General features: G+C 64.1%; 29 protein-coding genes and 1 pseudogene. 12 read left to right on the top strand and 18 right to left on the bottom strand.

Annotated elements, in window-relative coordinates:
* Positions 1–57: 57 nt before the first annotated feature.
* The 3 genes from mltA to D3242_RS31860 are packed head-to-tail and all read left to right on the top strand — an operon-like array spanning position 58 to position 2,073.
* Positions 58–1,158 carry a murein transglycosylase A gene (mltA, locus tag D3242_RS31850; RefSeq protein WP_064982279.1) on the top strand — a complete coding sequence of 367 codons (1,101 nt, stop codon included), beginning with the start codon at positions 58–60 and terminating at the stop codon, positions 1,156–1,158.
* Entirely contained in the window at positions 1,155–1,685 is a 531-nt protein-coding gene (locus D3242_RS31855; protein ID WP_019862228.1) for a Smr/MutS family protein, read from the top strand. The genes mltA and D3242_RS31855 overlap by 4 nt, the downstream gene beginning before the upstream one ends.
* Before the next feature lie 19 nt (positions 1,686–1,704).
* A complete protein-coding gene (locus D3242_RS31860) occupies positions 1,705–2,073 on the top strand; it encodes a helix-turn-helix domain-containing protein (protein WP_019862229.1) in 369 nt (122 codons plus the stop codon).
* Positions 2,074–2,158: 85 nt separating this feature from the next.
* On the opposite strand, the gene D3242_RS31865 is transcribed toward D3242_RS31860, so the two are convergent.
* The 4 genes from D3242_RS31865 to D3242_RS31885 form a co-directional block, all read right to left on the bottom strand.
* Positions 2,159–2,401 (bottom strand): hypothetical protein, encoded by a 243-nt coding sequence (locus D3242_RS31865; protein ID WP_064982280.1) that lies wholly within the window; start codon positions 2,399–2,401, stop codon positions 2,159–2,161.
* A gap of 390 nt (positions 2,402–2,791) precedes the next feature.
* Entirely contained in the window at positions 2,792–3,406 is a 615-nt protein-coding gene (locus tag D3242_RS31875; RefSeq protein ID WP_064982281.1) for a transglutaminase-like cysteine peptidase, read from the bottom strand.
* Positions 3,407–3,564: 158 nt separating this feature from the next.
* Positions 3,565–4,842, bottom strand: coding sequence for a polyhydroxyalkanoate depolymerase (locus D3242_RS31880; protein WP_064982283.1), 1,278 nt, complete (start codon positions 4,840–4,842; stop codon positions 3,565–3,567).
* 288 nt (positions 4,843–5,130) lie between these two features.
* Entirely contained in the window at positions 5,131–5,496 is a 366-nt protein-coding gene (locus D3242_RS31885; RefSeq protein ID WP_019862233.1) for a septal ring lytic transglycosylase RlpA family protein, read from the bottom strand.
* A 309-nt stretch (positions 5,497–5,805) separates the two neighbouring features.
* On the opposite strand from D3242_RS31885, the gene D3242_RS33770 reads away from it, so the two are divergent.
* Positions 5,806–5,982 (top strand): hypothetical protein, encoded by a 177-nt coding sequence (locus D3242_RS33770; RefSeq protein ID WP_010912525.1) that lies wholly within the window; start codon positions 5,806–5,808, stop codon positions 5,980–5,982.
* 88 nt (positions 5,983–6,070) lie between these two features.
* Here D3242_RS33770 and D3242_RS31895 read toward each other — a convergent pair.
* Positions 6,071–6,277: pseudogene (locus D3242_RS31895) on the bottom strand (ABC transporter ATP-binding protein); the annotation flags it as partial.
* A gap of 210 nt (positions 6,278–6,487) precedes the next feature.
* Positions 6,488–7,525 carry a phosphatidylglycerol lysyltransferase domain-containing protein gene (locus tag D3242_RS31900; protein WP_064982286.1) on the bottom strand — a complete coding sequence of 346 codons (1,038 nt, stop codon included), beginning with the start codon at positions 7,523–7,525 and terminating at the stop codon, positions 6,488–6,490.
* A gap of 405 nt (positions 7,526–7,930) precedes the next feature.
* Here D3242_RS31900 and D3242_RS31905 point away from each other — a divergent pair, with 405 nt between their 5' ends.
* Positions 7,931–9,100 carry a flavin-containing monooxygenase gene (locus D3242_RS31905; protein WP_064982287.1) on the top strand — a complete coding sequence of 390 codons (1,170 nt, stop codon included), beginning with the start codon at positions 7,931–7,933 and terminating at the stop codon, positions 9,098–9,100.
* Positions 9,101–9,173: 73 nt separating this feature from the next.
* Here D3242_RS31905 and D3242_RS31910 read toward each other — a convergent pair whose 3' ends face one another.
* Complete coding sequence (locus D3242_RS31910; protein ID WP_019862237.1) at positions 9,174–9,398, bottom strand: hypothetical protein; 225 nt, start codon at positions 9,396–9,398, stop codon at positions 9,174–9,176.
* Positions 9,399–9,656: 258 nt separating this feature from the next.
* Positions 9,657–11,660, bottom strand: coding sequence for a PhoX family protein (locus tag D3242_RS31915; protein ID WP_064982289.1), 2,004 nt, complete (start codon positions 11,658–11,660; stop codon positions 9,657–9,659).
* A 274-nt stretch (positions 11,661–11,934) separates the two neighbouring features.
* Here D3242_RS31915 and D3242_RS31920 point away from each other — a divergent pair, with 274 nt between their 5' ends.
* Positions 11,935–12,528 carry a hypothetical protein gene (locus D3242_RS31920; RefSeq protein ID WP_064982291.1) on the top strand — a complete coding sequence of 198 codons (594 nt, stop codon included), beginning with the start codon at positions 11,935–11,937 and terminating at the stop codon, positions 12,526–12,528.
* A gap of 188 nt (positions 12,529–12,716) precedes the next feature.
* Here D3242_RS31920 and D3242_RS31925 read toward each other — a convergent pair whose 3' ends face one another.
* Positions 12,717–13,379: a response regulator gene (locus D3242_RS31925; RefSeq protein ID WP_019862240.1), complete on the bottom strand. Its 663-nt coding sequence runs from the start codon at positions 13,377–13,379 to the stop codon at positions 12,717–12,719.
* Positions 13,376–14,767, bottom strand: a complete 1,392-nt coding sequence (locus D3242_RS31930) for a sensor histidine kinase (RefSeq protein ID WP_027047576.1) — start codon at positions 14,765–14,767, stop codon at positions 13,376–13,378. The genes D3242_RS31925 and D3242_RS31930 overlap by 4 nt, the downstream gene beginning before the upstream one ends.
* A gap of 171 nt (positions 14,768–14,938) precedes the next feature.
* On the opposite strand from D3242_RS31930, the gene D3242_RS31935 reads away from it, so the two are divergent.
* The 4 genes from D3242_RS31935 to D3242_RS31950 all read left to right on the top strand — a co-directional run bounded on the left by D3242_RS31935 (position 14,939) and on the right by D3242_RS31950 (position 18,431).
* Positions 14,939–15,277 carry a hypothetical protein gene (locus D3242_RS31935; RefSeq protein WP_019862242.1) on the top strand — a complete coding sequence of 113 codons (339 nt, stop codon included), beginning with the start codon at positions 14,939–14,941 and terminating at the stop codon, positions 15,275–15,277.
* Between the two features lie 28 nt (positions 15,278–15,305).
* A complete protein-coding gene (locus D3242_RS31940) occupies positions 15,306–16,016 on the top strand; it encodes a phosphatase PAP2 family protein (RefSeq protein WP_064982293.1) in 711 nt (236 codons plus the stop codon).
* Positions 16,017–16,310: 294 nt separating this feature from the next.
* Entirely contained in the window at positions 16,311–16,589 is a 279-nt protein-coding gene (locus D3242_RS31945; RefSeq protein ID WP_010912541.1) for a helix-turn-helix domain-containing protein, read from the top strand.
* Between the two features lie 66 nt (positions 16,590–16,655).
* Positions 16,656–18,431, top strand: a complete 1,776-nt coding sequence (locus D3242_RS31950; protein ID WP_081295973.1) for a SulP family inorganic anion transporter — start codon at positions 16,656–16,658, stop codon at positions 18,429–18,431.
* A 13-nt stretch (positions 18,432–18,444) separates the two neighbouring features.
* On the opposite strand, the gene D3242_RS31955 is transcribed toward D3242_RS31950, so the two are convergent.
* Both D3242_RS31955 and D3242_RS31960 read right to left on the bottom strand, forming a co-directional pair.
* Complete coding sequence (locus tag D3242_RS31955; RefSeq protein WP_064982321.1) at positions 18,445–19,176, bottom strand: haloacid dehalogenase type II; 732 nt, start codon at positions 19,174–19,176, stop codon at positions 18,445–18,447.
* A gap of 83 nt (positions 19,177–19,259) precedes the next feature.
* On the bottom strand, positions 19,260–20,186 hold the full coding sequence (locus D3242_RS31960) for a DMT family transporter (RefSeq protein WP_064982323.1): 927 nt from the start codon (positions 20,184–20,186) through the stop codon (positions 19,260–19,262).
* 207 nt (positions 20,187–20,393) lie between these two features.
* Here D3242_RS31960 and D3242_RS31965 point away from each other — a divergent pair, with 207 nt between their 5' ends.
* Positions 20,394–21,284, top strand: coding sequence for a LysR family transcriptional regulator (locus tag D3242_RS31965; protein WP_064982296.1), 891 nt, complete (start codon positions 20,394–20,396; stop codon positions 21,282–21,284).
* 38 nt (positions 21,285–21,322) lie between these two features.
* Here the strand turns inward: D3242_RS31965 and D3242_RS31970 are convergent, their stop codons facing one another.
* From D3242_RS31970 to D3242_RS31980, 3 genes are all read right to left on the bottom strand, one after another.
* Complete coding sequence (locus tag D3242_RS31970) at positions 21,323–21,949, bottom strand: DNA-3-methyladenine glycosylase (protein ID WP_019862248.1); 627 nt, start codon at positions 21,947–21,949, stop codon at positions 21,323–21,325.
* Positions 21,928–22,308, bottom strand: coding sequence for a nuclear transport factor 2 family protein (locus tag D3242_RS31975; protein ID WP_064982325.1), 381 nt, complete (start codon positions 22,306–22,308; stop codon positions 21,928–21,930). The genes D3242_RS31970 and D3242_RS31975 overlap by 22 nt, the downstream gene beginning before the upstream one ends.
* Before the next feature lie 118 nt (positions 22,309–22,426).
* Positions 22,427–23,287: an SMP-30/gluconolactonase/LRE family protein gene (locus D3242_RS31980; RefSeq protein WP_064982298.1), complete on the bottom strand. Its 861-nt coding sequence runs from the start codon at positions 23,285–23,287 to the stop codon at positions 22,427–22,429.
* Between the two features lie 113 nt (positions 23,288–23,400).
* On the opposite strand from D3242_RS31980, the gene D3242_RS31985 reads away from it, so the two are divergent.
* The gene (locus tag D3242_RS31985) at positions 23,401–24,198 is read left to right on the top strand and encodes a helix-turn-helix domain-containing protein (protein WP_064982300.1); all 798 of its coding nucleotides are present in this window, start codon (positions 23,401–23,403) and stop codon (positions 24,196–24,198) included.
* 6 nt (positions 24,199–24,204) lie between these two features.
* On the opposite strand, the gene D3242_RS31990 is transcribed toward D3242_RS31985, so the two are convergent.
* From D3242_RS31990 to D3242_RS32000, 3 genes are read right to left on the bottom strand one after another with little or no spacing between them, the layout of a single operon-like run.
* The gene (locus tag D3242_RS31990; RefSeq protein ID WP_019862251.1) at positions 24,205–25,011 is read right to left on the bottom strand and encodes a C40 family peptidase; all 807 of its coding nucleotides are present in this window, start codon (positions 25,009–25,011) and stop codon (positions 24,205–24,207) included.
* Positions 25,012–25,066: 55 nt separating this feature from the next.
* Positions 25,067–26,011 carry a CHAD domain-containing protein gene (locus tag D3242_RS31995; RefSeq protein WP_019862252.1) on the bottom strand — a complete coding sequence of 315 codons (945 nt, stop codon included), beginning with the start codon at positions 26,009–26,011 and terminating at the stop codon, positions 25,067–25,069.
* Positions 26,008–26,481: a CYTH domain-containing protein gene (locus D3242_RS32000; protein ID WP_019862253.1), complete on the bottom strand. Its 474-nt coding sequence runs from the start codon at positions 26,479–26,481 to the stop codon at positions 26,008–26,010. The genes D3242_RS31995 and D3242_RS32000 overlap by 4 nt, the downstream gene beginning before the upstream one ends.
* Positions 26,482–26,538: the final 57 nt, after the last annotated feature.

Genomic DNA, 26,538 nt, shown 5'->3' on the forward strand with positions numbered 1-26,538 from the left:
CAAGCGCGTTGCATGACCCTCTTCAAACACGACGCGCTTTAAAGCGACGGGGCTCCGGTGTCGCTATCGCCTCTCTTCATCGAAAAATCCTTCGACGATCTGCCTGGCTGGGGCGATGACGACGCTGTGCCGGCCTTCGCCGCGTTTCGCCGTTCCGCCTTCCATGCGCCGGTAAAGCCCTATCGCAGCGGCGCGCTCGGCGTCGATTTTGGCGCCTTCACGGCGGCTTATGCGGAGGCGCGCGGCGCTTCGCCTGCGACCCGAGCGGAAGCCCGCGCCTTCTTCGAGCGCCATTTTGTCCCCATGCTGGTCCGCCCCGAGAGCGGCGCCGGCCTCGTCACCGGCTTCTACGAGCCGCAGGTCGAGGCCTCGCCGGTGCGCACGGAGCGCTTCGTCGTGCCGCTGCTGTCGCGGCCGGCCGATCTCGTCGATGTCGACGACGCCAACCGGCCCGCCGGGATGGATCCCTACCTCGCCTTCGCGCGCCGGACGGCGGACGGACTGGCCGAGTATTTCCACCGTGGCGCTATCGAGCGCGGGGCGCTTGCCGGCCAAGGGCTGGAGATCGCCTGGCTGGCCGACAAGGTCGACGCCTTCTTCATCCATGTGCAGGGTGCGGCACGGCTCGCCATGACCGACGGCCGGCTGCGCCGCGTCACCTACGCTGCCAAGTCGGGCCAGCGTTTTACAGGACCCGGCAAGGTACTGAGCGAGCTCGGCGAAATCCCGCTGGCGCAGGTGACGATGCAGTCGATCCGCGCCTGGTTCAAGGCACATCCGCAGCGCATCGACGAGATCCTGTGGCAGAACCGCTCCTACATCTTCTTCCGCGAGGCCGATGTCGAAGACGCCGCGCTCGGCCCGATCGCCGCCGCCAAGGTGCCGCTGACGCCGGGCCGCTCGGTCGCGGTCGACCGGCTGCTGCACACATTCGGCACGCCCTTCTACATCGACGCGCCGACGCTGACCGCCTTCGACGCAAAACCGTTCCGCCGCCTGATGATCGCGCAGGACACCGGCTCGGCCATCATCGGCCCGGCGCGCGGCGACCTCTTCGCCGGCTCGGGCGATGCCGCCGGCGAGATCGCCGGCGTGGTGCGCAACGCCGCCGATTTCTATGCGCTGGTGCCCCGCGCGCTGGCCGGGGGCGCCAAATGAGCAAGCGCCCGGACAGGCTGAGCGAAGACGACCGGGTGCTGTGGAACCTGGTGGCGCGCACGGCCAAGCCGCTCAAGGGCAGGGCCTCGGTCGACATTCCCGACATGGCCATCGAGGCCAAGCCGGCGGCGCCGCAGGCGGCCCAGCCCGCCGCCAATGCGGCGGGCGCGGCAAAGCCGAAGGTGCAGCATGTCACCCATCGCCTCGACGAGCCGACGCTGGACAAATTGTCGAAAGGCCGGCTGCCGATCGAGGGCCGCGTCGACCTGCATGGCATGACACAGGACGAGGCCTATTCGCTGCTGTTCTCGTTCCTGCACCGGGCGCATGCCGGCGGCATCCGCTATGTCCTGGTCATTACCGGCAAGGGGTCGTCCTCCGGCGGCGACGGCGTGCTGCGGCGCGCGGTGCCCGCCTGGCTGTCGACGCCGGCCTTCCGGCCGCTGGTCTCCAGCCACGACCATGCCGCACGCAACCATGGCGGCGCGGGCGCGCTCTATATCAGGCTGCGGCGGGCACGCTCATGAGGGCTGGAGGGCAGGCCGCATGACGCCGTTCGGCGAGAGGCTGCGGGCGCTGCGGCGCGAGCGCGGCGTCAGCCAGAAGGACATGGCCGCGGCAATCGGCGTCAGCGCCGCCTACCTCTCGGCGCTCGAGCATGGCAGGCGCGGCGCGCCGACCTGGACGCTGATCCAGAAGATCATCGGCTATTTCAACATCATCTGGGACGATGCCGAGGAGCTGGCGCGGCTGGCCGAAGCCTCGCACCCGCGTGTTCGGCTAGACACGTCGGGTCTCAATCCCGCCGCCACCGAGCTCGCCAATCTCCTGGCCGAGAACATCGAGAAGCTCGACGAAGCGGAGCTGCGCCGCATCACCGCCTCGATCCGCGCCGCGCTTGGCCGGCTGAAGTAGCAGGTTTTACACGGATTTCGCGACGGCCTGCCGGAGCGCAAAAACAGGGCCCGCCGGCGGCAGCCGGCGGGCCACTGTGGCGGGATCAGGGCTTGCCGGCCGTGCTGCCATTGGGGTTGCCGCCCTTTGTGCCGGGGTCGCCATGGCCGTGGCCATTGTTGCCGCCGCCCAGGCAGTCCGACGCGCCTGCAGTGCCGCAACAACGGCCGGCCCAGAGATCATTGAGGTTGGTGTGGACGCAGCTGACCGTCTGGTCGGCCATTGCGGATCCGCCCAGGGCCGACACGGCAGCGAAGGCGAGAAGGGTGTTGCGCAGGAAAGCAGTCATTTGAAGTCTCCATTGTTGGGTTTTCGTCGTTCACGGCTGTGTGTCGCCGGGCGGACGGAAATGGTTCATGGAGAGGTGTGGAAATTTTTCGGGAGGGATGCGTGAGGTGGGTGGCTGTCTATGTTGGCGCCGCCCCTCATCCGCCTGCCGGCACCTTCTCCCCGTATAGTGATGGGGAGAAGGGAACAGCCGCGCGGTTGGCGCTTGTCTTGCGGCGTTGGTGATTGGCGAAAGCGGCGATGACAGCATCTTCTCCCCGTCACTATACGGAGAGAAATGCCCGGCAGGGCAATGAGGGGCGGCGCCGACCTCTGCTAATTGACTACAATGGCCGACAGCGCCCATGGGACTCGCAAGAACGGCCGCGCCTCAAAACCGCAGCCGCAGCCCCTACTCCACCGACCCGACCAGCACCTGCTGGCCGCCGCGGATGGAGACCCAGCGGCCGGTGTTGTCGATCGCCTGGCGCTTGAGGAAGCGGTAGCCGGTCTGGTCCCAGGCCTTGACCTTGTCGGTCAGATTGTCGAGCACGTAGTCGCCCTTGTCGGTGCGCACCGTCAGCACGGAATGGCCTTCGCCATCGGGCTTGCGCACCACGGTGATGAGCAGGTCGGCCAGCGAGATGCCCATGTGGGACAGCCGGCGGCGCTTTTCCAGAACATAGTCCTCGCAGTCGCCGACGCCCTTGTCGGGATAGGCCCAGACCTCGTCCTTGCCGTAAATGTCCATGTCGCTCATCGGCTTGACGGCGGCATTGACCCTGGCGGTGACGCTAGCGAGCTTGCTCATCAGCCCATTGGTCATCCTGGCCGGCGCCAGGTTGCTCGGACGGATCGAGCATTCGCCCGGGTGCTGCTTGCAGAAATCATAGTGGCCGATCGGCTGCGAGGTGATGCCCCCGGTCGCCATCGCTCCGGCAGCCATTGCCGGCCAGCTTCCCGTGGCTGCCAGACCGGCCGCAGCCACGCACAAACGCAGCCTTCTCACCATTGTTGAGGAATTCATTGTCCCCGCTCACCCTGTTATTAACGAAACGTTAAGGGCGATTGACAGTCCGTGTCAATTACGACGACGGACTGATTTGCGGCATGGTTACCCGCGGGCAGGGACAGCGTCTATTGTGCAACAGAATCGGCCCTGCAGCCGATCTGTCCCGGAATGGCCTACCGCTTGGCGGTGCGGACCAGTTTCGGCTTCACCGCGACGCGGTTCTGGCGGCCATAGCTGGTGATGAAGTCGACGATGCGCGGCACGATTTCGGAGCGGAAGCGCGAGCCGTTGAAGACGCCGTAATGGCCGACCGCCGGCTGCATGTAATGCGCCTTCTTGTCGGCCGGAATGTTGACGCACAGATCCTGCGCCGCCTTGGTCTGGCCGAGGCCCGATATGTCGTCGTTCTCGCCCTCGACCGTGAACAAGGCGACGTTGCGGATATCAGACGGATCGATCCTGGTGCCGCGATGCATCATCTCGCCCTTCGGCAGGGCATGGCGCACGAACACGGTGTCGACGGTCTGCAGGTAGAATTCCGCCGTCAGGTCCATGACGGCCAGGTACTCGTCATAGAAGTCGCGGTGCTTCTCGGCATTGTCGCCGTCATGCTTCACAAGGTGCATGAAGAAGTCCTTGTGGGCGATGATGTGTCGGTCGAGATTCATGCTCATGAAGCCCGACAGCTGCAGGAAGCCTGGATAGACCTCGCGGCCGAAGCCCGGTACCGGCCAGGGCGCGCGCATGATGACATTGTCGCGGAACCAGTCGATGCCCTTTTCCCCGGCCAGGAGATTGACCGCGGTCGGGTTGCGGCGCGTGTCGATCGGGCCGCCCATCAGGGTCATGGTCGAGGGCACGAAGGGATCGCCCTTCGCCTCCATCAGCGCCACCGCCGCCAGGACCGGCACGGAAGGCTGGCACACCGCCATCACATGGGTGTCGGGACCCAGCGTGTGAAACATGTCGACGATATAGTCGATATAGTCGTCGAGATCGAAGCTGCCGTCGGCCAGCGGCACCATGCGGGCGTCGACCCAGTCGGTGATGTGGACATCGGCATGGGGCAGCATGGATTCCACCGTGCCGCGCAGCAGCGTCGCATAGTGGCCCGACATCGGAGCCACGATCAGCAGCTTCGGATCCGGCTTGCGGCCGGCCGGCACGGCGCGTTCGAAGCGGACGAGATTGCAGAAGGGCTTCGACCAGACGGTCTTTTCGGTGACCTCGACGCTCTTCCAGTCGACGACGGTCTTGTCGAGGCCGAAGGTGGGCTTGCCGTAGCGGCGCGTGGTGCGCTCGAACAGTTCGGCGCCCGCCGCGATCGAACGGCCCCAGGGCGTGTGCGAGACCGGGTTCAGCGGGTTGGAATAGAACATCCGCACCGCATCGGCATAGAGCCGGGCCGGCTGCAGTGCCGCATGGTTCAATTCGTAGAGCTGGTAGAACATCGACAACCCCGCTGCTGCTGCGACCGAAGGGACGACGAGCAGCGCCGAGCCTCAAATGTCTCGTGGCGAAGTTAACAACTAATTGCTGCGATGCAATACGTCACGTGGCGTGACCAATGGTTCTTTCGTCCAAAGCGTTGCAAATCCGCCTGGAATGGCCGAGCCGGCTCAATGTGCAGTGCCGAAATGTGCAGGAAATGTGTCCGGCCCTGCTGCCGGACACCAGACCATGATCCCGAAAAGTGGTTCCGGTTTTCGGAAGAAGATCATGGTCCAGGGAAAATCATATCAAACGCGCGCCATGCAGACCGAGGTATGGCCGGAACCGATGAAGCCGAGCTGGCCGGCGGCGCCCTTCGACAGGTCGAGCACGCGACCCCGGATGAACGGGCCGCGATCGTTGATGCGCACGACGACGCTGCGGCCATTGTTCTGGTTGGTGACCCGCAATTTGGTGCCGAACGGCAGCGTGCGGTGGGCGGCGGTCAACGCCGACGGGTTCATTCGCTCGCCCGATGCGGTGCGCGAGTGCAGCGCGTACCAGGAAGCACGGCCACACTGGCCGGCGGCGGTTGCCGAAGTGGCCGAAGCGCCGACCATCAGGCCAGCAGCGATCGTTACCGCGACAAGCGCGGTCTGGTTTAGGGTCTTCATATTTGAGGGGTGGCTCCGTTTTTGACAGACCCCAGCCGTTAGGTGCCGAATAAGGCAGGAAATGCGGCAAGCATCTGTCCGTTCCGTGGCGAGATCACACGTTTGGAGTCAGAAGGTAACAGTCTGTCAGGGATTTTCCGGCGCGATTTGATTCATTTCCGATGATCTTCGGGCCGATATGCGAGATGTCTTTGACAAGATATCGGATAAATATCCAAGTAGAATCCGACGTGATTGGGTGCCTTCCTTTGGCTCTTTCATCACGCTCACTGCGCGGCAAACGATCGACTTGAAAAGCGAGATCCGTCAATGAGACTGACCAAAAATCTGCTGGCCTTGATTGTGCTGGCTGTCGGCGCGGTGTGGGCGCTGCAAGGCATCGGCGTGATCGGCGGCAGCTTCATGACCGGCCAGTCGCAATGGCTTTATATCGGTCTCGTCGCCATGCTGCTCGGCCTGGCCGGGCTGGTGTGGGCGAACCGGTAGGGGTGATGAGTGGCGCTAGACTGCGTTGCAGAACGAGCGTGGGCGCTGTCGTGCCGCCGTCTCGTGGTTCGCACCGCCCCCGACACCCCTAACCGAACAGCCGGTCCAGGATCGTGCCTTCGAGGCGGGCGAGCTCGGCGGAGCCGCGCCGGCGCGACCGGGCCACCGGCACCTCCAGGTCGAGCGCGATCCTGCCGGCCCTGATCACCACCACCCGGTCGGCGAGGGCGACCGCCTCGGCGACATCGTGCGTGACCAGAACGGCGGTGAATTTCTGGGCGAGCCAGATGCGTTCCTAGTAGAGGAATGATTTTGCGAATTGGCGCAAAGGTGCGGAAGTATCTTCCACGACAACCCGGCATTCGTCATTCGAGGGCAAGGCAAGGGGCGGAGCGACGGCGCAGGGATGACGAATGAAAAGGCTTTGGCCAGGACCGCGCCGGGCCCCTAGAGCAATTCCAGGAAAAGTGTGACCGGTTTTCCGTCCGGAATTGCGTCAAACGCTCTAGATTGCTTTCACCAGCCGCAGCAGGCCCAGCATCTCGATATAGGTCCCCTTGCGGAAAGCGATGTAGACCGGCTCTTCCATGCCATGGAAGCGGCGCTTGAATGCCGCCTGGCCCTGCAGGTTGAACCTGCGGCGGTTGACCCATGGCGAAGAGTAGGCGCGCTGAAAAGTGTTGCGCCAGAAATCGCTTTCGGCAAATCCGCTGGGGGTGACGTCGAGAAGCGGCGACAGGCCGAGCGTGACCGCCGAAATGCCCTCTTCGCGAAACCGGTCGACAGCGAATTTGGTCAGGCCGATCTCGGCGTGCGGCGAGGCATCGATGTGCTTGCGCTTGAAGGCGGTGGTGTAGCCGATGACCTTGCCGTCGCGAAACAACGGATCGAAATCGAGCAGCGCGATGAGTTCGCCATCGGGGCCATGCAGGACGAAGCGGCGCATGTCGGTGCCAAGCTGATCGTAGAATGGGCGGTTGAGAAAACCCATCTCCCAGCGCTTGACGATGCGGTCGCCGCGCCAGTTCTCGGACAGCCGGGCGATTTCGTCGAGGAATACGGTCCGCTTGTCTTCCTCGAACGAAAAGCCCTTCTTCAAGAGCCAGCGCTCGGAATAGCGCACGGTCTCGTTGCGCTTGCCGGAAAAATCATGCTCGGGCAGGGCGAGGCGGGTGTCGATGCCCAGCCGGTTGACCTTGTAGCCGAGCCCGGCCAGCACGCGCGCGGTCTCCTCGCCAACCTGCACGAACCACGGGTCGCCGGCGATCTCGACGAAGCGCCTGATATAGTCGGGCCGCCGGGCCGGCGCCGCCACCGGGTCGCCAAGCGCGAAATGATGCTTCATCTTGGTGCCGAAGGCGATGTAACCGTCGGCGTCGCCAAAATAGGAAAGCTTGCGCTGTACGGCAGTCGAATAGGCGAGCGAGAAGTCGCCATGGCGACGGACCATCGCCAGGCGTTCGACATGCGTCAATGCCTGGCGCTCGACCCTGGGCGAGGCACCCTCGAGGATTTTGTCGAAATAGATCCGCAAGGAGGGCATGGTCCGGATTCCGCGTGCCGTCTGTGGCGCGACGTGCCGTTCGGCACGCCAGACGCACCACGGCGCCTTGATTTTTCACGGGAAGCCGAAATCGCCTCGGTTTCGAATTCCTGCGTCGGTAACGAGATCCGCCAGCCCCTCGGAACTCGAATCAATCACATTGCCGCGACCTGATTATCGCCGATGCCGCTGATATGCCATATAGGGCTGCATGGTTTCGGACGGAAGCGGGGCATTCCGTTCCATGTCGTTGGTTTAGCCGCATTTGCGCGACGGGAGTTGTTTGCGCCCTGGCGGCGCAAGGCACTTAAGCGCACCGATCCGCTGTTGGGTTTGCGCGCGATCAAACGGTTACAGCGTCCTGCGAGCTTGTAGGGCGGGCGGTTGAATGGATTTTGAGAGCGAATGGCAGATACGACAACCAGATCGAAGGTGGAGCAGGTGGCGGCGATCGAGCCGGCGATTGTCATTGGCGCCGGCGCCGCCGGACTGGCTGTCGCGCAGGCCCTGATCAAGGCCGACGTGCCGGTGGCGATCCTGGAACAGGAGAGCCGGCTGGCCGAACCCTGGCATCGGCGGCACCAGCAGCTGCATCTCAACACCCATCGCGATCTCTCGGCGCTGCCCGGCCTTTCCTTTCCCGGGGGTACGCCAGCCTTTCCACCCAAGAGCGTCGTCATCCGCCATATGAACGATTTCCGCGAGGCGAACCAGTTGCCTGTGGAGTTCGGCGTTGCCGTCGAGACCCTCGTGTTCAAGGGCGACCATTGGCTGGTGCGCACCAGCGCCGGCTCGCGTCTGGCGCGTCATGTCATCGTCGCCACCGGTCGTGACAAGGAGCCCTTCACGCCGCAGTGGGTGGGCATGCAGGCCTTCGCGGGCCGGATCATCCATTCGGCGGATTTTGGCGACGCTAAGTCCTATGCCGGCAAGAAGGTGCTGGTCGTCGGCGCCGGCAATTCGGGCTTCGATGCCCTCAATCATCTGGCCTGCGTGGATACGGCTTCTCTCTGGCTGTCGGCCCGCAATGGCCCCGCGCTTCTGCCCAAGCGGATCGGCAAGATCGCCGTGCACCGGCTTTCGCCGCTCATGGCGCGCTTGCCGCTGCGCGTTGCCGATGCGGTGATGGCCGCGACGCAGCGGCTGGTTTTCGGCGATCTCACCAAATTCGGCATGCCGCCCGCGCCGTCGGGCGGCGCCAGCCGCCTGGCCTCGGACTACACCGCGATTGCCGCGGATGACGGTGCCGTCGACGCCATAAAGTCTGGCAAGATTACCGTGGTGCCGGCGATACGGGAATTCACCCGCGATGGCGTGATCCTGGCCAATGGTCGCCTGATCGATCCCGATATCGTCATTGCCGCCACGGGCTACCGCACCGGGCTGGAGCGCATGGTCGGCGATCTCGGCGTGCTCGACGGCAACGGTGTCCCGCTCTTCAACGGCGGTGAAGCCGACCCGAAACTGCCCGGCCTGTGGTTCACCGGTATGCGGCCGAGCATTCGTGGCTGCTTCGCCAATGCCGCCATTTTGGGCAAGGCGATCGCCAGGCGGATCGCCGGCGCGGGCCGCTAGCGCAATTCCGGGAAGTGTGAGCGCTTTCCCTTGGGAATTGCGTCGAAACAAAGAGCTCTAGCGACCTGACGCCTCACGCCGATTTCGGCTCGAGCCGGCGGAAGCCGACGGCTTGCATCAGCATCTCCTCGTCGACCATGCCGGCATTGTGCAGCGCGAGCAGGGTGAGCGCGATCTCGCGTGCTTCCGGCGAATCGGGCTGAGCTGTGCGCCGCAGGCAGACTTCGTCAAAGACGCGCTGCAGCCTGGCGATGTCGCCGGGCTTGAGCAGGCCCCGGTCATAGACTGACTTCGACATGGTGGCGGGCTCCAGGAAACGACCCAATGCATCTCGCCCAAAAGCGGCTCCGGTTTTGGGAGTACGACATGCACAAGACAAAGACCTAACGCGCGTCGCACGAATCCGTTTCGACGCGCGTTAGGGCGCCACCAGTAAATTGCCGATCTTTCCCGGGGCTTGAACCTTGGCGATTGGCGGAAACATCCATCGACGTTGGGGAGGCGGTCCGGCACGCAGGGCTCGGTCAAATCCGCTGCGTGCTCCAGCCGCCTGATATCACACCGCGATCTTGCCGCCGCCTTGCCTGGTGATGGCGACGACCGACGGCCGCACCGGCATTTCGGACTTGAAGTCCGGCCAGCGCGTCGACGGATCCTCATAGTAGGACGGCCGGCCGAAGCCTTCCCAATCCTCGCCGCCATCGCCCGGATGCTGGACGGCAACGAAGGCGGTCCGGTCGTCGGGCGCAAACAGCGGGCCGCACATTTCCGCGCCGATCGGCACGCGGAAGAACAGTTTCGAAGTTGACCGCGCAGCCCCCTCGGTGTCGACCGCCCACAAGCCATCGGTGCGGCCGGTGGCCTTCGGGCCTTGGCCGTCGGTAGCGACCCACAGGCGCCCGGCCGAATCGACCGCGCAATTGTCGGGCATGCCGAACCAGCCATGGGCCGTCGTCGCCGTCGAGAAGGTGGCGCCGACATCGGCAACCGACGGATCGCCGCATTTCAAAAGCACTTCCCATTTGCCCTTGGCGGCGGTGAAATCACCGTCGGTCTCGGTGATCTCGATAATGTGGCCGAAGGCATTCTCGGCGCGCGGATTGGCGGCGTCGACCTGGTCTGCCTTGCGCTTCGAATTGTTGGTCAGCATGACATAGACCTTGCCGTTGACACCATTGGGCTGGATGTCCTCGGGCCGGTCCATCTTGGTGGCACCAAGCAGATCGGCGGCGCGCCGCGTCTCGATCAGCACGTCGGCCTGGCTGCCAAAGCCGTTTTCCGCCGTCAGCGGCCCCTGGCCGAAGACGATCGGCAGCCAGTCGACCGTGCCGTCCTCGGCGAATTTGGCGACATGCAGCGTGCCCTCGTCGAGCAGGTCCTTGTTGGCGGCATGGTCGTTGGCGTTGAACGTGCCCTTGGTGACGAATTTGTAGACATAGTCGAAGCGCTCGTCGTCGCCGAGATAGAAGACGACGCGGCCATCCTTGGCGATGATGGATTCGGCGCCCTCATGCTTGAAGCGGCCCATGGCGGTGCGCTTCCTCGGTGTCGATGTCGGATCGTTGACGTCGACCTCGACGATCCAGCCGAAGCGATTGGGTTCGTGCGGCTCCTTGGCGAGGTTGAAGCGGTCGTAATGCGCGCCCCATTCATAGGCACCTTCCGGAATGCCGAGCCGCTTGTAGTTGGCGGCTTCCTTGTGGCCCTCGGGCAATTCGCCGGAGAAATAGCCGTGGATGTTCTCCTCGGCCATCACATAGGTGCCCCAAGGGGTGACGCCGCCGGCGCAATTGTTGAAAGTGCCGAACACTTTCGTGCCGGACGGGTCGGCATTGGTCTTGACGCGGTCGTGGCCGGCGACCGGGCCCGACAGCGCCATTTCGGTGGTGGCGGTGATGCGGCGGTTGAGCTTGCCGTCCCGCACCACTTGCCATTTGCCTGACACCTTGCGGATTTCGACGATGGTGCCGCCATGCGCCGCCATCTCGACATCGACCTGCTCCTTCGAGAGCGGCGCGACCTCGGCCTTCTTCTTCCCGTCCTTCTCGACGATCGAGACGATGCCCGGAAACATCAGATGCGGGTTGGTGTATTCGTGGTTGACGACGAGCAGGCCGTGCTCGGCCGAGCCGTCGATCGCGATGTAGCCGACATAGTCGTTGTTGTAGCCAAACTGTCTGGCCTGCGCCTCGGCCGACTGTTTCGTCGGGTCGAACTGCGGCGAATCGGCAAACAGCGGATCGCCCCAGCGCAACAGCACGTCGGCGTCGTAGCCCGGCGCGACATGATGCTTGTCGTCTATCCCGGCCTCGAGCTCGTCGAATTTGAAGGCGGAGCCTTCCGCGGCGCGGGCATCGTCGGCGGCGATCATGGCCAGCGGGCCGACGGTCGCGGCGATCGCCGAGACGGCGAGCGATCCCTTCAGGAATCCCCGGCGCGAGAACCGCGCGGCGATTATCTCGCCCATGGTGCGGTTGTCGGTGGGGTTGGTGGCCGGTCCTTCGTTTTCCTCGAGCAGGCTGGTGCGGAATCGGGCGTCGGGAGAGCGATGTTCGGTCACGAAGGGCCTCTGGCTTTGGAGTGGCTGGAGCTTTTTTGTCGCCTTTCGACCCCTACAGCCAACTGATCACATTTTCGTGACATCATACCTGCTCCGCCGCTCCACGCGAGGTGGTTGTCACCGTGACATCGGACTTTAGTCCAACCTTGCGCTTGCAAAAGTCCTGGAGGACAAACGCAACGGTCGGAGGTCGCTTCCGGCCAATACATCTTTCGGCGATGTTGCTGGTTGCAACGTTGGGGTGGGCGCGCCGGCTCAATCGACGGAGATCAGGATGCACGGATCGATCACGGCCCGGTGCCGCCGGCTGACGCTCGTTTCGGCGGCTGCTCTGGCGCTGACCATCATTCCCTATCGAATTGCCCTGCACGGCTCCGCCCCCGGAATCGACGCCGCATCAGCACAGGCCGCCAATGGCGGCAATGGCGGCGGCAGCGGTGGCGGTGGCAATGGCGGCAACGGCGGTGGCGGCAGCGGTGGCAACGGCGGTAATGGCGGCAACAGCGGCGGCGGTAACGGCGGTAACAGCGGCGGCGGTAACGGTGGCAACAGCGGCGGCGGTAACGGCGGTAACAGCAGCGGCGGTAACAGCGGCAACGGAAATGGAAACGGCGGCAATTCCGGAACGGATGGCAGTGGTGACAACTCGGCATCCGGCAAGGGACAGAGCGACAAAGGCGTCAGCCATGTCAACGCCGCGACCGGTGACAAGGTCTCGGTGAGCGGCAACAAGATCACGGTCACACATCCCGACGGCATCACCGAAAAGATCGAAAACGGCCGTTTCAAAATGAAGGATGCGCTGGGTCGCACGATCATCGACCGCCGGGCCACGCCGGCCGATGTCAGCCGTCTAAAGGCCTTGTGAAACTGGCTAGCAGGCAACGGCCGGTTTCACACGTCACCTCCGCCGCCCCCGGCGGAGGTGATCTTCCCTTGTCCGGCCCTTGCGCGGGTCCGCAATGGCCTGAACTGTTTGTTTTGCCGCGATTCCCAAGGGAAAAGCGCCATGCGCTTTGCCCGGGAAACCCGTTTCACACTTTTCCTGGAATTGCTCTAAGAGCGGTTTCTGTCCCGGTCGCGGAACTCGCGCACCATGAGAGCCGCTTCCGTGCGGTTTCGCACATTGAGTTTGGACAGCACCCCGGTCATGTGGTGCTTGACCGTCTTTTCCTGCAGCTCCAGGCGCAAGGCAACCTCCTTGTTGCTGAGCCCCTCCGCCACCAGCCGCAGGATTTCCGTCTGCCGTTCAGTCAGTTGCCGCAACCGGTCCGCCACGCCGTTGGCAGATTGCGGGGACTGGAGATCAGAAAGCAGCCGTGCCGACAGCGTCGGCGTAAGGTAGCCCTCGCCGGCAGCCACATTGCGCAGGATGTCGGCGAGCGCGCGCGATCCGACGCCCTTGAGGATATAGCCCTGCACGCCTGCGTTCAGCGCCGTGGTTACATCGGCATTGGTCTCCGAAACCGTGAGCATGACGATCTTCTGGGCAGGATGGTCGGCGAGGATGCTGACAACCGCGGACAGGCCGCCGCCCGGCATGGAGATGTCGAGCAGCAATATGTCAGGCTGCACCGTCGAGGCGATGCGTTCGGCATCCTGCGCTGTCGCGCCTTCGCCGACGATCTCGAAACCTCCGATCTCCGACAGGCTGCGCGTCACGCCTTCGCGAAACAGCGGATGATCGTCGACAATAGCGATGCGGATAGCGCCAATCATGCTTGCTCCTCGATCGAAAGACTGATCACCAATCGCGTGCCTTGCGCTCCGGTCAAGGTCTCGAACTGGCCGCCAATGCTTTCGACCCGCTCCCTGAGGCCGGCGAGCCCCAACCCGTCGACCCGCGCCGGATCAAAACCCGGCCCGCCGTCCGACACTTCGACAAAAAGCCTGCCATTCTTCATCCCGGCCCGCACCGTCTGATCCTTGGCCCGCCCGTGGCGATAGGCATTGTTCAGCCCTTCCTGCACGAAACGATAGATGCTGATCTTTTCGGAAGTGCCGAGCTCAGGCAAATGCCTGGGTAGCGTGAGCAGCACGGACGTTCCCGTCCGGTGCTGATGTTCGTCGACCGCCATCCGCAATATGTCCGTTGCCGCGGCAGTTTCGATCTGCGGCAAGACGAGACCGGTGCAGATACCGCGAATTTCGCGCATCGCATCCTCCAGCGTCTTGCGGATCATCGCGACCTCGGTCGCGCGGTTTTCGCCCCAATGGCCGTCGCCGGAGAATACCGGGCTGTCCATGCGCAGCGCCGCCAGGGCCACGAGTTGCGCCGGTCCGTCATGCAGGTCGGCACCGATCCGGCGCAAATATCGTTCGTTGAGCGCGGTGGCGCGGCGGGACGCCCTCTGCACACGCTGCCGCAAGGCGCTGTTTTGCGTCACCAGGCCTTGCAACTCCGACACCTGGCGGCGCAGCGCCCCGCGCTGATCATCGATGGTGCGGCTGGCGCGCAGCACGATGCTCGACAGGAGCAGAAAAGCCGTCAGGGTGGTGCCGGCCACGATCAGCCAGCTCGACAGCAGGGCAGAGGCCAGCGTGGCCTTGAAATCAGTGGCGACCTCGAAGAATTCGGTGACGGCCACCACCTCGCCCGACCAGGGTTCGCGCACGGGATTGTAGATCTCCAGCAATGGCACGCCCGCGGCCTGCTCCTTGCTTTCGGTTTCGTCGAACGTATCGAATTGGGCGGTGACGTTGCCCTGAAAGGCGGACCGCAGATCGTCGGTCAGATCAAAGCGGCGGCCGATCAAAGTTGCATCTTTCGCGTAGAGCACGGTGCCGTCCCGGCGCCAGAGCCTGAACGAGACCAGGCGCTTGCCGAGCGCGCCCTGGCCGAGCGTCTCGTCGAGCGCCTGCTTGACGGACTCGCTGAGCTCCTCGCTCTTGCGCAGGTCCGGCAGCAGCGGCGCGATCACGCTGTCGACATAGAGCGCCGTCGTGGCTGCCGAATTGCGGGTGACGCCGTCCCGGATCTGCGACGTCACCCAGGCACCCACCACCAGCATGACGGCCAGCAGGCCAAAGCCGCCGGCAACGAGGAATTGCAGGGCAAGCGAAAGCTCGCTCCAGCGCCGCGCCAAATTCTGCAGAATGCGAATCATGATCCCCTGACCGCCCTTCCATCGAACAGCTGGGCGACATCGCACATTGAGCCTCAGTCTTGCCGTTGCCAAGACCCTGTCGTTAGAACGAGGTCGCTTGACGTCTCGAGGCGCTTCGGAAACAAGGTCCGCGGCACATGCGGCGGCAGCCGCTTCGAGGGGGATGGGACGTTGAGTTTTTCGGGACTGCTGCAGCTTGGCTTTTCGACGGTGATCTTCCTTTTGGCGGCGACCGCCGCCAAGCAATGGGGACTGGCGCCGAGCCTCGGCAAGATCCTGTTGACGCTCGCGCTCTATTCGCTGGGCAATCTGATCATGCTGCGGCTGATCCGCGAATTCGGCATGTCGGTGTCGTTCAGCCTCTCAGCGGTCATCCAGCTGGTCTCGGTCAACGTCGTGGCGCTGGTGTTCTTCGGCGAGCGCGTCAACGCGCTGCAGGCCACCGGCATCGTGCTGGCGATCGCCGCAGTGGCGCTGATCACGCTTGGGCCCTATCTGCAGGGGCGTTGATCGAGATGAAGATTGCGACACCGACCCGATGAAAGACACCGCAAGCACCCTGCTCAACCGCATCGAATTCCCGGTGCTGCTGGCCGGCCTGGTCATCGCCGGCGGCCTGTGGGGCTTCGTGGAGCTCATGGAGGTGGCGCGGGCAACCGCGTCGCACGCCTTCGACACCGAAATCCTGCTTGCCTTCCGCCAGGTTGGCCAACCGGCAATCCCGATCGGCCCATCGTGGCTGGAAGGCGCGATGCGCGACATCACCAGCCTCGGCAGCGCCAGCGTGCTGGTGCTGATCACGACGGCAACGATCCTCTATTTGCTGTTGATCCGCCGGCCGGGGACGGCACTTCTCATCTTCGTCGCCGTGGCCGGCGGCCAGGTGCTGTCGAGCCTGCTGAAGGTCGGCGTCGACCGGCCGCGGCCCGAGCTCGTTTCGCATCTGGTCAGCGAGACGTCGCTTTCCTTCCCAAGCGGCCACGCCATGCTGTCGGCGGTGACCTATCTCACGCTTGGTTCGCTCGCGGCGCGCTTCCTGCATGGCAGGGCGACGAAGATCTACGTGTTGTCGCTGGCCGTGCTGACGACGGTGCTGGTCGGCGTCAGCCGCATCTATCTCGGCGTCCACTGGCCGTCGGATGTGCTGGCCGGCTGGTGCGCGGGCTTCGCCTGGGCGATGCTGTGCTGGCTGGTGGCGCGTGTGTTGCAGCGCCGCAAGGTGGTGAGCGACGATGCCGATGGCGCCTGACCGCACCCTCGGGCTTGCGCTCAGATCAAGCGGTTGATGAGGTGTCCACCACAGCCTGCCAGAGCCAGAACCATCGAAAGCAGGCATGCGGATGTCATCAAGGTCTTGAAAAATTCACCGCGTTACCCCCTGCCCAGATGGGCAGCACCCTAGCCTGCAATCCTCGGGAAGTATCGGAAAAAATGGACAATCAGGCGAAGGCGCTTACGCCTCAGACATTCATATTGATGCTTGAAACATCATGACAATGGTATTATACCTTATTCCCGCAGACTCAGACATGGGGTCGGGCCAATGATCACTGCCGCGCAGATGCGTGCCGCAAGGGCCTTGGCCGGCATCGACCAGAAGACGCTCGCCGAACGCGCAGGCGTTTCGCTTCCGACCATCCAGCGCATGGAAGCGAGCGATGGCGTGGTCCGGGGCGTGGTCGATACGCTGATGAAGGTCATCCAGGCGCTCGACGAGGCCGGGGTGGAGTTGATCGGCGAGAACCAGGCCAGCGAGCGCGGCGGCAGGGGCGTGCGCCTCAAACCCGCCGTGCCGCCAGATCCCAGGGCTGAGCCGGCATAAGTCGCGACGGCGACCGCCGACATTCCTGCCGACGATCCCGCCGCCTTCATGTGCGGAAGGCAGTCCATGGATCAGACACGGCAGGCAGTGCATCAATCGACCCAAAGGTCGGCCCACAAATCGACTCGTGGGTCGGCCCAAGGGTCGGCCCAAGGGTCGGCAAGCCCGACATTTGCCGAATTGTTCACGCCCAAACTGGTGACGGTCTGGCGCGAAGGTTACCACCTGCCGCAGTTCAAGGCCGACTTCATGGCCGGGCTGACCGTCGCCATCGTGGCGCTGCCGCTGTCGATGGCGATTGCGATCGCCTCCGGCGTGACGCCGGAGCGCGGCCTGTTCACAGCCATCGTCGGCGGCTTCATCATCTCGGCATTCGGCGGCAGCCGCTTCCAGATCGGCGGGCCGGCCGGCGCCTTCATCGTGCTGGTGGCGGCGACCGTCCAGCGCGAAGGTGTCGATGGATTGCTTCTGGCAACGATGATGGCCGGCGTGTTCCTGCTCGCCATCGGCTATCTCAGGCTTGGCACCTACATCAAATTCATCCCCTATCCGGTGACGGTCGGCTTCACCGCCGGCATTGCGATCATCATCTTCTCCGGCCAGATCGTCGAATTGTTCGGGCTTAAGCTTGCGGGGCCGGAGCCGGGGCCGCTGCTGCCGAAATTGATGGCGATCGGGCAGGCGGCTGGCACGGTAAACATCTCGGCGACGCTGGTGGCGGTGCTGACCATCGTCACCATTGTCGCGGTGAAGCGCTGGCGGCCGGGCTGGCCGGGCATGCTGATCGCCGTCGGACTTGCCTCGCTGGTGGTGGCGCTGCTGGCGTTGCCGGCTGAAACCATCGGCACGCGCTATGGCGGCATTCCCCGCAGCCTGCCGTTTCCGACGCTGCCGACGCTCACCATGGGCAAGATCGTCGCGGTGCTGCCGGACGCCATTGCCTTTGCCCTGCTCGGCGCCATCGAATCGTTGCTGTCGGCCGTGGTTGCCGACGGCATGACCGGCCGGCGGCACCGTTCCAACTGCGAGCTGGTGGCGCAGGGTTTCGCCAACATCGCATCCGCATTGTTCGGCGGCATGTGCGTCACCGGCACCATCGCCCGCACCGCCACCAATGTGCGGGCCGGCGCGCATGGGCCGGTCTCGGGCATGCTGCATTCACTGTTCCTGCTGGTCTTCATGCTGGTGGCCGCGCCGCTGGCCAGCTACATCCCGCTTGCCGCGCTTGCCGGCGTGCTGGCGGTGGTCTGCTGGAACATGTTCGAGAAACAGGCCTTCGCGACGCTGTTGCGCGCCTCGCGCGGCGACGCGCTGGTGCTGATGGCGACCTTCCTGATCGTCGTCTTCCGCGACCTGACCGAAGGCATCGTCGTCGGTTTCGCGCTGGGCTCGATCCTGTTCATCGACCGCATGGCCAAGTCGATCGCTGTCGAGGCGGATCTGGTGCAGGACGATGTCGCCGACAGCAGCGGCCGCGCCTATGATGCCAGCGAGGCGAGCGACGTCGACACCGTCGTCTACCGCATCTCGGGCGCCTTCTTCTTCGGCGCCGCTTCCACCGTCGGCGGCGTGCTCGACCGCATTGCCGACCAGCGTAAGAATTTCATCCTCGACTGCTCGGCGGTGCCTTTCTTCGATTCGACGGCCGCCAATGTCATCGAAAGCGCGGCCCACAAGGCCAGGCGCGCCGGTGTGCGCTTCATCATATCGGGTGCCTCTCCGCAGATACGGCGCACCCTGATCAACCACGGCGTCAAGCGGCCGCTGGTGACCTATGCCGCTTCGATCAGCGATGCGCGGGCGCAACTGACGGTTCCGCCGGCGGTTGATGCCACGCAATAGGCAGCCTGGCGGCTCAGAGGCCAGCGCCCCGTATTTCTTCAGCGTGCGCCTTCACGAGGTCGGCCATGCTGTCGAAGCGAAAATCCACCGTCGGTGCATCGCCGGGGTTCATCGTGGCGCCGAAGCCCTGATCCGCATGCCGGCGATAGATCCAGCACGATGTCAGGCTGAAGCGATTTGCGGGAGCGTGATCGTGAAACATGCTTTCCGCGGTGTGTAGGACCTCTCGCTTCTCTACCCCGATTGTACCGAGCTTTTCGAGCATATAGTCGAAGTGCCGGTCGGAGGGCTTGTAGGAGCCGATATCTTCCGCCGTATAGATCGCGTCGAAATCAACGCCGAGCTTCTTGTTGCTGAACGAGAAACTTTCGTTGTCGACGTTGGAGAGGATGATCAGCTTGTAGTGCTTTTTGAGGTACTGCAAGGCTTCCGCGGAGTCGGCGAAAGCCGGCCAGTCCCTCACGCTTTCCCCATACGCCACGCATTCCTCTCGAGTGGCGACGACACCCCACTCCTCCGCAAGTCGCTTGTAAACGATCGGCAGGAGGTCGCGGTAGCGTTTCCCCGGCGTCCATTTCTGTTGACTGGATTCGTGCCGGGCGTGCGCCTCGAGGATCTCGTTCCGGCTCAAGCTGCGGGCAGCCCTTTCTGTCAGCGGCTTCAGGCCGGCGATCATGCCGGACTCCCAATCGATCAGGGTGCCGTAGCAGTCGAAGGTCAGGGCTTTGAATTCTGTGAGTTTCATGAAACTACCTCCTTTGAAGTCCCTGGGTGAAGCGACACTGACGTGGATCGCCATCAATCATCAGGTCGATTTCGCCTCGGCGACTAGCCGACATGATGCTGACTGAGCTGAAAGTCCTTCGACGCTGCGCTGCCCGACGAGATGAACCAGACGCCGGACAGCGTCACCGCAAGGCCAGCCAGCATCGCCTTCGAAAGCGGCTCGCCGAACATCGACCAGCCCCAGAGCATCGTCACGGGTGGGCTGAGATAGATCACGCTGCTGACCTGTGAGGCCGTGTAGAGGCGCAGGCTTGCGTAGTACGTGCCGTAGCAGAAGAAGGTCGAAAACAGCACCAGCCAGGCGATGCCGAATCCGAACCTGGCATCGAGGGGCGGCATCAGCCCGCCATTCCATCCGGCGCAAGCGGCGAAAAGGACTGCTGCCGTCAGGCATTGAATGCACAGGCTCTGATGAATGGGCATATTGATCGTCCCCATCCGCTTCTGCACCACCGTTGCCAGCGCCAGAACCATCATGGAAGCGACTGTCAACAAATATGCCCAGGCCGGGGCCGTCCCGAGGCTCAGGCTGTCCAGCGAAACGATGAGAACGCCGGTCACTCCGAGAGCCGTTCCGATCCACTGTCTCCCGGTCAATCGGTGTCCCAGAACCGGCTGCGACAAGGCCGCGATGGCGAGCGGGACAAGATCGGAAATCAGCGCGACAAGGCCGGTCGGCACGCGCTGGCCGATGGCAAGCGCGAATCCGCCGAGATAGAGGAACATCGTCGCCACGCCGAAGACCATCTGCTGGACAAGGGCACGGGCGTTGACGCGCGGTCCGATCAGGAGAGCAAATGGCACGAGGATCAGCCCGGACATCAAGGTCCGCCAGAACAGCACCAGCATGACATCGGCATTCTCGCTGGCGTAGCGGATGCCGACGAAGCCGGAACTCCAGCTTACGACCAGCGCCGTCGCCATTGTTGGCCACACGAGGCGATGGATCCTGGTTTGCGGGAGCGTCATGAAATCTCTCTGTTCAAGCCGGCCCGTGACCCCGAAGCGGAGCATGGCCGACGTGGCTCAGACCATTGAAGGCTCCAGCGCGTGTTTGCACATGACAAATTTCGATACGATCATGAAGCAGTCAGAAAAATCGCCATACTGGCTTGCCTGAAACGCATCGGAGGATCAGAAATTGGCGCGTCTCTTTGGTTTCGAGCGAGGATTGTCATGACCGGACTGATGAGCCGCCGCTTGGATGTCGACGCCTTGCGCGCACTGGTCGCGATCGAGAAGCACGGCGGCGTCACGCGCGCGGCCGAAATTCTCGGCCTGTCGCAGTCGGCCGTCAGCCACAAGATCAAGAGACTCGAAACGAGTCTCGACTGCGAAATCCTCACCCGGAAAGCAAACGCGTCGATGTTCACCACGGCCGGACGGGACCTGCTTGGCTATGCGCGGCGCATTCTGGGCATCCATGACGAGGCGGTCCTGAGCCTGTCGAAAAGCTCTTTGCAAGGCAAGATCGCGCTGGGAATGACCGAGGATACCACCTGCACGGACCTTTCGCGCATTCTTGGCCGGTTTCGCCGGCTCTACCCGGAGGTGAGCGTCCGCACGCAGGTGCGCATGAGCCTCGTCTTGCAGGAGCAGCTCAGCCAGGGAGCCCTTGACGCCGCCATCATCCAGGTATTCCAGCACGAGGTCCGCCCCGCCGACATCCTCCTGTTCCGCGAGACGCTGCATTGGGTGAAATCTCGCGACCTGGTTCTGTCGAACGGGAAGCCGGTCCCATTTCTTTCCTTCGATGAGAATTGCTTTTACCGGCGCTGGGGCATCGACGTCGGGCAGGACGAGGATACGGTGTTGGAGACCGTGTTCGAATGCTCCAGCGCGGCCGGGATCATTGCAGGCGTGACCGCGGGGCTCGGCGTGGCACTCCTGAGTCAGCGGTACCTGCAGCCCGACATGGAGATTGTCGACAACACATTCCCCAAGCCGCCAGACCTGGCCTATGTCATCAGGCGCGCGCGCACCCCCAGGAACCCCGCGCTCGAGACTCTGGTCAGGGAGATCGAGGCTGAGGTAAAGCGTTACGGGACGCTGCAAATTGCCGTCTAGAGCTTAAGCGCGGCGCGCTGCGAAAGCTGGCTGGTCTGTTATTTCTGAAGCGATCTCGGACCGCTGACGAACGGGCTTCCCCTGACATAGAACCGCAGCAGCCGGTCCGCATCCTTGGTAATGCCGATCCTGATGCCTTGCCCGATCTCGCCGGCCTTTTGGCCGTCCTTCGCCAGCCATAGCGGCCCTTTCCGGCAGAGGTCGAGCCCGTCGAGCGACCGATCGATCCGCAGCGCCGCGGCCAGCCTGCCCGGTCCGCGCGCCAAGTCGCGCAAGCGCTCGACGCCGCGATTCTGACGCATGATGGCGATGCCCTCGAGTGGCTCGAGCGCCCGGATCAGCACGCCCGTTCCGATTCCTTCCGCCTCGCTCGAGACATTCAGCATCATGGAGACGCCATAGGCGAGATAGACATAGGCGTGGCCGCGCTCGAGGAACAGCGAACGGTTGCGCGGGGTCATCCCCCTGAAGCCATGCCCGGCGGCGTCGCCGACGACATAGGCCTCCGTCTCGACGATGCGGCCGCTGACCATGCCCTCCGGCAAATCGCGCACCACCAGCTTGCCGATGAGGAAGCGGGCTAACGCAGCCGTATCATCAGGCAGCTCCGAACGAGCGATCGGCGGATGATCTTCCCCATGGCTCACGGCATGCGCTCGACCCATTGCGCACGCGACGGTCCCGGCTCGAACGGGTCGCTGAAATACTGGGTCTCGCGCGCCACCTTGCCGTCGAGGAACTCCATGATGCTGACTGTATAGGAGGGCCGCCCGTCATAGGTCAGGACATATTCGGTGACCCAGAGACCATCCGTGCCGGTGATCCGCCGCACGGCAAAACGCTTGCGGTTGGGCTGCGCGGCGCGGGAGGCCTGGATGTTGCGCCGCCCGTGGATGCGCTCGCCCGATTGCGGATAGTCAAGCACCGCATCCTCCCGATAGATCTCATGCTCTGCCTCGAAATCACCGGCATCCGAGGCGGCCCAGTGACGATCCAGAGCCACGGGGATGTCCCGGTCTTCCATGGCAATGTCTTCCATCGCAATCCTCCTTGACCGTCACCGTGGGATGGACCGTCGTAGCACGGTCCATCCCACGGCTGTTAGCCAGAGGTCGCGCGGATCGACCCTGAGGCGCCGGCTCTCAGTCCAGCTTCCGCGCCGCGATTTCGCCCTCGTTCATCAGCGGCACATAGAGGATCGACTTGCCGTCGGTGCCGATGTCGGCGCTGCCCGGCTTGAAATGCGCCACCGCTTCCGGTGCGCCACCGGCCTTGTATCGGTAAAGCGTGCCGATCATGTAGGCGGTGGCGTAGATGGTGTCGCCAATGGCGACGACGCCATCGAGGTCGGCGAATTTCTGCGCGCCGGGCAGCGGCGAAATCGCCTTGCTTGCGAGGTCGATGGCGAGCAGCCCGCCTGGCTCCGCCGTGCTGAAGTCGGGCTTGATGCCCTTGCCCCACGAGGCGACGATCAGCCTGTCGCCATCGGCGAAGACGCCGTTGGGCGAAGCCAGCAGCGCATCCCTGACGAACAGCTCCGGCCGGTCGCCGTTGATGCGGTAGATCGTGTCGGCCAGCATGTCGCTGACATAGACCTTGCCTGTCTGGTCCGAGGTCATGTCGTTGAGGAAGACGGCATTCGGCACCACAATGCTGGCGATCAGCTTGCCGCTGGCGAGATCGACGACGCGGACCTTGGTGATGTCGGCGACATAGAGTTTGCCGCCGGATATCGCCATGCCCTTGGGCGCGTCCATGCCGTCGGTCCAGTGCTGGGTGATCGTCTTGCCGTCGAGGGAGAGCACCGAGAGATAGCCGTTGCCGTCCGCAGCGCCGGGATTGCCTACGATGTTGGAGACGATGATGCGGTTGTTGGCGGCGTCGAACAGCGCCGATTCCGGCTGTTCGAGGCCCGTGGCGCGCCAGAGCTCGCCGGCCCGGGCGACGGGTGCGGCGGTAATTCCGATGGCGGCGGCAAAGGCTGAGAGGATGAGGCGGTTCATGGCTGTTCTCCTGTGATGACAGGCAAGAGGTAGGATTTTCGATACTTTTCCGGAAGCCAGATTACCGCTAGTATCAAATATCGATACGAAACTGCCGGCAAGAGGTGCATGCCATGAACGGTCTGATCTTCGAGGCGCTGAAGCGGACGCTGAAGGCCAAGGGCGTCACCTATCGCGAGCTTGCCGAACGCATGGGCGTTTCCGAGCCGACGGTGAAGCGCATCTTCCACGGGCGCAACTGCAAGCTCGACCGGCTGGTGGAGATCTGTACGGCCGCCGGCGTCGAGCTGGAGAACGTACTCGGCTCGATGAACCGCGGGCCGGGTCCGGTCAACCACATCGCGCCCGAGATCGAACAGAGGCTGGCCGGCCGGCCGGCGCTGCTGTTCATCTTCGTCATGCTGTCGGAAAAGTTCACGCCCGAAGGCATCATGCGCTCGCAAGGCCTGAGCGAGGCCTCGATGTTCCTCTATCTGCGCGACCTTGAGGAGCTCGGCCTGATCGCGCTAGGCCGGGGTCTTTCGGCAAGATTGCTGGTCGAGACGCCGATCCAGTGGAATTTCGAAGGGCCGCTGAGGCCGCTGTTCGAGATGACCAACAAGAATTTCATCGGCTGGGCCATCACCCATATCGACAACGAGGCGACCTTCGTCAGCTTCTCCAGGCGGATGCGGCCGGAGACGGCGGAGATGGTACGGCGCGAGGCCGAGGAGTTGGCCGAGCGCGCCAAGCTGCTCGCCCATCACGACCAGCATACGACGCCCGAGGACGGGCTCACCGGCTACAAATTCACGTTTGCCTTCGGCGCGACGCCGTTCCCCGCGATCATGCCGATCGGCCCGCACCCGCGCGATGCCGGGGCAAGGCCCGACGATCGGGTCGCCAAGACACGTCGCCCCATGCCGGCCTAGCATCTGCTATTCGGCGGCCCTCGTCTCCGCGCCCGCAGCCTTGTCGTCCCAGACCATCTGCCGGTAGTCGAAACCATATTCCAGCGTCGGCTTGACGATGCGGAAAAACGGCGACAGGTCGAAGTCGCGAGGCGTGTAGAGCGAGTGGTGGCGAATGTGCAGGATTTCCTTGCGCATGTAGGTCGACTGCGCCGAAGCGCGGCCCGGCGCACGGGTGATCTCCGGCAGGATCGGGTAGTGGATCTGGCCATAGGCCTCGGCGATGAGCGAGGAGCAGATGGCCCGCGTCGGATCGCCGGAGCCGAAGGCCAGCATGCGGCGGCGCCAGCGCACCGGCACCGGCGGTGTCGGGAAGAAGTAGCGCAACATGTCGAAAATGTTCTTGAGGTCGTATCTCAGGCCAAGCTTGCCGATCATGAAGGCGACGACATGATCGCGGTCCTCCGGTGTCAGCCCGCTCGCCCGGCAGATGCGGGTGTTGTAGGTGCGATAGCGCGACAGGGGTACCGCCACGCAGCCTTCGCCGAGCGTCACCTCGATCAGCCGACGCCGCTCGGTTCCGTCCTCCGGTTCGGCCAGCGCGTCGCCGACATAGAATGCCGCATGCGACCAGGTCGACTGGGTGAGGTATTTGATAGCCGCCGAAATCTTCTGGTTGCCCTCGACCAGCAGGATGTCGCCTGGCTCCAGCGTGCGGCGCAGCGTTTCGGCGTCGGATGGGGTATAGGGCTCATAGCCGGAGGATTCTTGCTGCAGCCGGCCGGCCAGCCAGCGGCCAAGTCGATCCAGAAGCGTGTCGCCGGGCTCGGTCATGGTAGAGCGTGACTAGCACGGGCCGGCGGGGGAGTGCCAGCGCGCCGGCGTTTGGTCAGCCGGCGGAAGCGTTCGTCTCGTCATGCGGCGCCGGGCTGGCCAGGTCGTCGCGCGCCTTGCGGGCCAGCTTGCGTGTCGAGCGCTTGGGGCTGTCGCCGAACAGCTCGGCCGCCTCGGCAAGGCAGGATTTCCTCAGGCTCTTCTCCGAGCGCTTCAACAGCTTGCCGAGAAGCTTTGTGTCCTCGTGCGGACCCAGCGGCTCGTCGTCCGCCTCGAGCAGCGCGCGCATGACGAACAGGTCATGCAGTTCGCCGAGCCGCTCGCCCAGTTCATCCACCGCCTTGCGCCGCGCCTTGATCGGCGTCGGCCACAGCCTGCCCAGCAGGGACAGGTGCATGCCATGCGTCTTGGCGGCCTTGCGCAAATCATGGAAATCATTGGCTTCGCCGCGCGCGCTGGCCTTGTCGAGCGCCTTTTTGGCGCGGCGCAGAGTGACGCGTGCGCCCTCGGCCAGCACGTCGGCTGCCTGTTCCGGCTGGTCGGGCAAGGCGAGGCTTTCGATTCGCTTCATGCCGTCTTCGCAGGCAGCGGTCGCCGCGCCGATCGCGGCTTCGAGGCCGGCGCCTTCATGCAAATCGTGCTGACGGGCGACCAGCCTGTCGCGCACGGCGTCGAGCCCGCCATCGGCGCTCTCCTTGGGAAAAGCTGCGGCCAGCCGGTCGAGGGTCTCGATCAGCGCCGTCGCCTCGCGGGGGGCGGCAAGCAGCGCCGCCACGTTGCGATAGCATTGATTCTCTGTCGTGCAGAATGTTTCGTCACCGGAATGAACCAGCCGCAGCAAGGCACGCGCGCTCTTCAGCCGCTTGCGGCATTTATGCAGCCCCTGTTCCGGCCGGCTGCGCGCCGCATCCAGATGCTGGAGCGCCTTGCCGATTTCCGCGGCAAGGATGCGCCTGACCTCGCCGGTCAGCGGCAGGCGCGGGTCGATGCGAAAGCTCATGCGGCGATCTCCGGTATCCCCCCGAGGGCGAGCGACGCGTTGTAGAATTTCTGCTCGCCGGTCACTTCACGGCCGAGCCAGTCAGGCAGCATTTCGTCCGGCACATCTTCCGGAGTTTCGAGTTCGGCCACCACAAGTCCCGCCAGTGCACCGCCAAAGACATCAACTTCATAGAGATAGCCGCGATGCCTAACATGGTGACGTGTCTTCTCGATGACACGTCCGATGGCGAAGTCCAGCATCTCCAGGGCATCGGCAAGCGGGATCGGATATTCGAACTCGTCGCGCTCGCGAGCGCCGCTGCCGAATTTGAGCGTCAGCTTGGCGGAAGCGCCGTCGCTGATGCGGATGCGGACGGTTCGCCCGGGCGCCGTGGCGAGATAGAACTGTCGGATGCGGATGTCCGCCTCGGCCAGCTCCCGCCATGCGGTGCTGGAGACCAGGAACTTGCGCTCGACTTCCTTGCCCATGGCCGCGCACTAAAGCGTTTGGCGCGGGCGGTGGCAAGACAGCTCCGAACACAAGTT

It is taken from the genome of Mesorhizobium jarvisii (assembly GCF_003601985.1).
GTDB lineage: Bacteria > Pseudomonadota > Alphaproteobacteria > Rhizobiales > Rhizobiaceae > Mesorhizobium > Mesorhizobium jarvisii.